The 4,907-nt window shown below is 69.7% G+C and carries 6 protein-coding genes; 5 read left to right on the top strand and 1 reads right to left on the bottom strand.

What is annotated here, in order from left to right:
- The 3 genes from pabB to VQ03_RS29525 all read left to right on the top strand — a co-directional run.
- A partial coding sequence (gene pabB, locus VQ03_RS29535; RefSeq protein ID WP_048454503.1) for an aminodeoxychorismate synthase component I occupies positions 1-852 on the top strand: 852 nt, incomplete at its 5' end.
- On the top strand, positions 849-1,460 hold the full coding sequence (locus VQ03_RS29530) for an anthranilate synthase component II (protein WP_048454502.1): 612 nt from the start codon (positions 849-851) through the stop codon (positions 1,458-1,460). The genes pabB and VQ03_RS29530, both read left to right, overlap by 4 nt.
- A complete protein-coding gene (locus VQ03_RS29525; protein WP_048454501.1) occupies positions 1,447-2,292 on the top strand; it encodes an aminotransferase class IV in 846 nt (281 codons plus the stop codon). Before VQ03_RS29530 ends, VQ03_RS29525 begins: the two co-directional genes overlap by 14 nt.
- Positions 2,293-2,375: 83 nt before the next feature.
- On the opposite strand, the gene VQ03_RS29520 is transcribed toward VQ03_RS29525, so the two are convergent.
- Positions 2,376-2,603: a hypothetical protein gene (locus VQ03_RS29520; RefSeq protein ID WP_048454500.1), complete on the bottom strand. Its 228-nt coding sequence runs from the start codon at positions 2,601-2,603 to the stop codon at positions 2,376-2,378.
- Positions 2,604-2,798: 195 nt separating this feature from the next.
- On the opposite strand from VQ03_RS29520, the gene VQ03_RS29515 reads away from it, so the two are divergent.
- Both VQ03_RS29515 and VQ03_RS29510 read left to right on the top strand, forming a co-directional pair.
- Positions 2,799-4,394, top strand: coding sequence for an ABC transporter substrate-binding protein (locus VQ03_RS29515; RefSeq protein ID WP_048454499.1), 1,596 nt, complete (start codon positions 2,799-2,801; stop codon positions 4,392-4,394).
- Positions 4,395-4,421: 27 nt separating this feature from the next.
- The coding region (locus tag VQ03_RS29510; protein ID WP_048454498.1) for an ABC transporter permease at positions 4,422-4,907 on the top strand (486 nt) is incomplete at its 3' end.

The following is a 4,907-nucleotide window of genomic DNA, read 5'->3' as shown; positions in this document are numbered from 1 at the left end:
CACCCGGTCGCGGCCCTCGCCTGGCGCTCGAACTTCACGGCGGACGCCTACGCGAGGGCGGTCGAGCGGGTGCGGGACTACATCCGGGCCGGCGACATCTACCAGGCCAACATTTCTCAGCGCTTCGAGGCGGCCCTGCCGCCGGGCTTCGACGCCTTCGCGTTCTATCGCCGCCTGAGGGCGCGCAACCCCGCGCCCTTCGCGGCCTATCTCGAGGTCGACGGCCTCATCGTCGCCTCGTCCTCGCCCGAGCGCTTCCTGCGCCTCGACGGCCGACAGGTCGAGACCCGGCCGATCAAGGGCACGGCGCCGCGCTCCGCCGACCCGGCCGAGGACCGGGCCCGGGCCGAGGCGCTCGCCGCCAACGCCAAGGAGCGGGCCGAGAACGTGATGATCGTCGATCTCCTGCGCAACGACCTGTCGCGGATCTGCGCCCCCCACAGCGTCGCGGTGCCCACCTTGTGCGGGCTCGAGACCTATGCGGGGGTCCACCACCTCGTCTCGGCGGTCACCGGCACCCTGCGGGAGGGGGCGGACGGGCTCGACCTCCTCGCCGCGACCTTCCCGGGCGGCTCGATCACCGGCGCGCCGAAGCTGCGCGCCATGGACATCATCACGGAGATCGAGGGCGATGCCCGCGAGCTGTATTGCGGCGCGATCGGCTGGATCGGCTTCGACGGCAGCCTCGACACCAGCATCGCCATCCGCACCGTGCTGATGGACGAGACCCGCGCCGTGCTCCAGGCCGGGGGCGGGGTCACGCTGCTGTCGGACCCCGAGGCCGAGTACCGCGAGACCCTGACCAAGGCCGAGCGGGTCCTCGCGGCCTTCGCAAGCGGGGAGGCGGCATGATCCTCGTCGTCGACAATTACGATTCCTTCGTCTTCAACGTGGTGCGCTACTTCGAAGAGCTCGGCGCCGAGACCCGGGTGGTGCGCAACGACGCCCTCGACGTCGCGGGCATCCGGGCCGAGAACCCGGAAGCCGTGGTGATCTCGCCGGGACCGTGCAGCCCGGCGGAGGCCGGGGTGTCGCTGCCGGCGATCCGCGACCTGTCGGGGGAGGTGCCCCTGCTGGGGGTCTGCCTCGGCCATCAATGCATCGGCGCGGCCTTCGGCGGCCGGGTCGAGCGCGCCATTCGCCCGCTCCATGGCCATGCGACGCCGATCGCGCACGATGGGGAGGGGCTGTTTCGCGGCCTGCCGGCGCCGCTCACGGTCGCGCGCTACCACTCGCTGATCGTGACGCCGCAAGCGGGCATGGCGGAGCACCTGAGCGTCGACGCGGTGTCGCCCGAGGGCGAGGTGATGGCGCTCTCCCACCGCCGGCACCCGACCTATGGGGTGCAGTTCCACCCGGAATCGGTGCTGACCGAGCACGGCCACGCCCTGTTCGGCAATTTCCTGACGCTGGCCCGGCGCTGGCACGAGGAGGGAGGGGGGCACCGTGCTGTGGCGTGAGGGGCAGCTGCAAGAGGGCAGTCTGGCGCCCTTCGACCTCGCCGATCGAGGCCTGCTGCTGGGCGACGGGGTGTTCGACACCGCCATGGCCTTGGGCGGCACGGTGGTGGCGGAGGAGGCGCACCTGACGCGGCTGAGCCGCGCCGCCGCCGCCCTCGGCTTCCCGCTCGATCGGGACGAGGCCCGCACGGCGATGCGGGCCTTGGCCACCCGAACCGAGCGGGCAGCGATCCGTACCACCGTGACCCGTGGCTCCGGCCCGCGGGGCCTGCGCCCGCCGGCCGAAGCCCGCCCCGTCCTGTGGGCCAGCGCCGCGCCGCTGCGGCCCGGCACGGCTTTTGCGGAAATATCCCTCGGCTGGAGCGCGATCCGCCGCAACGAGACCTCGCCGGCATCGCGCCACAAGACGCTCGGCTACCTCGACGCGGTGCTCGCCGCCGAGGTCGCGGCGGGGCAAGGCCACGACGAGGCGGCCTTCCTCAACACGGCGGGGCGGGTCGCCTGCGCCGGCACCGGCAACCTGTTCGCGGTGTTCGGGCACGAGGTGGTCACGCCGCCCTTAGGCGAGGGGGTGCTCGCCGGGATCATGCGCGCCCGGGTGCTCGCCCTGGCCCCCGGCCTCGGCCTCGTACCCGCCGAACGCCCGATCACGCCGGAAGCGCTGGCGGGGGCCGACGCGGCGTTCCTCACCAACTCCCTGCGGCTGATCGCGCCGGTACGGCGGATCGGGGAGCGGGATTATGCCAGCGCCGGGCATCCGGCGGTGCGGGACCTGCGCGCGGCCCTGTCGCGGGAGATCGCGGAGACGTGCGGGCTGGCGGTGGAGGGGTGAGGGAACCACCGCCGAACTCTCCCCCGCGGAGGGGGAGGGGTCGGGCGCCCGTCTTCGAAAGACCGAAGCCCCCGATCCGGCGCTCACTCCGTCTCCGCCGCCATCCGGTGGCGCAAGTCCGCCACCCGGGCCACCTCGCGCGCATAGGCCAGGCCGAGGTCGGTCCACAGGGCGTGCAGGGCCGCTTCGTCGGCCTCGGTCGGCCATCCCTGCCGCCGGCACTCGTCCAGCCGGCCGAGCCGGCGCGCGACGCTGCGGCAGACCTCGGCGGCCGTCGGCTCCTTCGCGGCTGACGTGGTCTCCGGTTTCACTGGCCCTCTGCCCATCCGCACCGGGCGCGCCCGGCGCCTCGTCCGTCAGGATTCAGACACAACTCCGCCCGGGCGGCAACCATCCGGACGGCTGAGCGGCTGTGCGTCACAGGCGCCAAGGCCTTGCGGACATGAGCGGAAACCCGCCAGAAGTGGCGACAGGCCGGGCCCTGGCCACGGAAGTGGAGAACAAGAATGAAGCGCGCGTCCCTGGCGGTGGTTCTCGGTGCCGCGACCGCCCTGGCGGCAAGCCTGCCGGCCGGCGCCAAGACGCTGGTCTACTGCTCCGAGGGCAGCCCGGAGAATTTCTATCCGGCGGTGAACACCACCGGCACCTCGTTCGACGCCAGCTCCCAGATCTACTCCAACATCGTCAATTTCGAGCGCGGCACCACCAACGTGGTGCCGGACCTCGCCGAGAAGTGGGACGTGTCCGAGGATGGCAAGACCTACACCTTCTCCTTGCGCAAGGGCGTGAAGTGGCATTCCAACAAGATCTTCAAGCCGACCCGTGACTTCAATGCCGACGACGTGATCTTCTCGTTCGAGCGGCAATGGAAGGAGAACCACCCGTTCTTCCGGGTGACCAGCGCCAACCACACCTATTTCAACGATATGGGGCTGCCCAAGCTCCTCGCGTCGCTCGACAAGGTGGATGATTACACCGTCCGCTTCACCCTGACCCAGCCCGAGGCGCCGTTCCTCGCCGACCTCGCGATGCCCTTCGCGGCGATCCAGTCGAAGGAATACGCCGACGCGATGATGAAGGCCGGCACGCCGGACAAGCTCGACCAGGATCCGATCGGCACCGGTCCGTTCTACCTGCTGCAATATCAAAAGGACGCGATCGTCCGCTACCGCGCCTTTCCGCAATACTATGCCGGCAAGGCCGCCCTCGACGACCTCGTCTTCGCCATCACGCCGGATTCGTCGGTGCGCTGGGCCAAGCTCCAGAAGGGCGAGTGCCACGTCATGCCGTACCCGAACCCGGCCGACATCGACGCGATGCGCAAGGACCCGAACGTCCAGGTGCTGGAGCAGCCGGGCCTCAACATCGGCTACCTCGCCTACAACACCAAGAAGAAGCCGTTCGACGACGTGCGCGTGCGCAAGGCGTTGAACATGGCGATCAACAAGAAGGCGATCATCGACGCGGTCTATCTCTCGACCGGCATTGCGGCCAAGAACCCGATCCCGCCGACCCTGTGGTCCTACAACGACGCGGTGAAGGACGATCCCTTCGATCCGGCTGCGGCCAAGAAGCTGCTCGCCGAGGCGGGCCTCGGCGACGGCTTCTCGATGGACCTGTGGGCGATGCCGGTGCAGCGGCCCTACAACCCCAACGCCCGCCGCATCGCCGAACTGATGCAGGCCGACCTCGCCAAGATCGGGGTCAAGGCCGAGATCAAGTCCTACGAGTGGGGCGAGTACCGCAAGCGCATCCAGGACGGCGAGCACCAGACCGCGATGTTCGGCTGGACCGGCGACAACGGCGATCCCGACAACTTCCTCCACACCCTGCTCGGCTGCGCCGCGGCGGAGAAGGGCGGCGGCAATGCCGCCAAGTGGTGCGACAAGAGCTATGACGACCTCGTCACCAAGGCCAAGACCATCAGCGACAAGGCCGAGCGCACCAAGCTCTACGAGCAGGCCCAGGTGGTGTTCAAGGAGCAGGCGCCGTGGTTCACCATCGCGCATGCGGTGCAGCTGAAGCCGGTCCGCAAGGAGGTGGTGGACTTCAAGCTGTCGCCGTTCGGCCGCCACACCTTCTACGGCGTGAGCCTCAAGTAAGAGTCTTGCTCGAGTAAAGGCGCCCGCGTGCTCCGCTTCCTCCTGACCCGCGCGTCCCTGGTGATCCCGACCTTCCTCGGGATCACCCTGGTGGCGTTCTTCCTGATCCGCCTGGTGCCCGGCGACCCGATCGAGACGATGGCGGGGGAGCGGGGCATCGACCCGGCGCGGCACGCGGCGCTCCGCGCCGAGTACGGCTTCGACAAGCCTTTGCTCGTGCAATACGGCATCTACCTCGAGCGGCTCGCCCATGGCGATCTCGGCCGCTCGATCAGCACCAAGGAGCCGGTGATCTCGGAATTCACCAGCCTGTTTCCGGCAACCGTCGAGCTCGGCGTCTGCGCGATCCTGTTCGCGCTCCTCGTCGGCCTGCCGGCCGGCATCCTGGCGGCGCTGAAGCGGAACTCGGTCTTCGACCACGGGGTGATGGGGCTGTCGCTCACCGGCTACTCGATGCCGATCTTCTGGTGGGGCCTGCTCCTGATCCTGCTGTTCTCGGTGCAGCTCGGCTGG

The organism is Methylobacterium tarhaniae (genome assembly GCF_001043955.1).
Lineage (GTDB): Bacteria > Pseudomonadota > Alphaproteobacteria > Rhizobiales > Beijerinckiaceae > Methylobacterium > Methylobacterium tarhaniae.
Note: the sequence above shows the minus strand (reverse complement) of the source record. Positions and strands in the feature narration are given on the sequence as shown.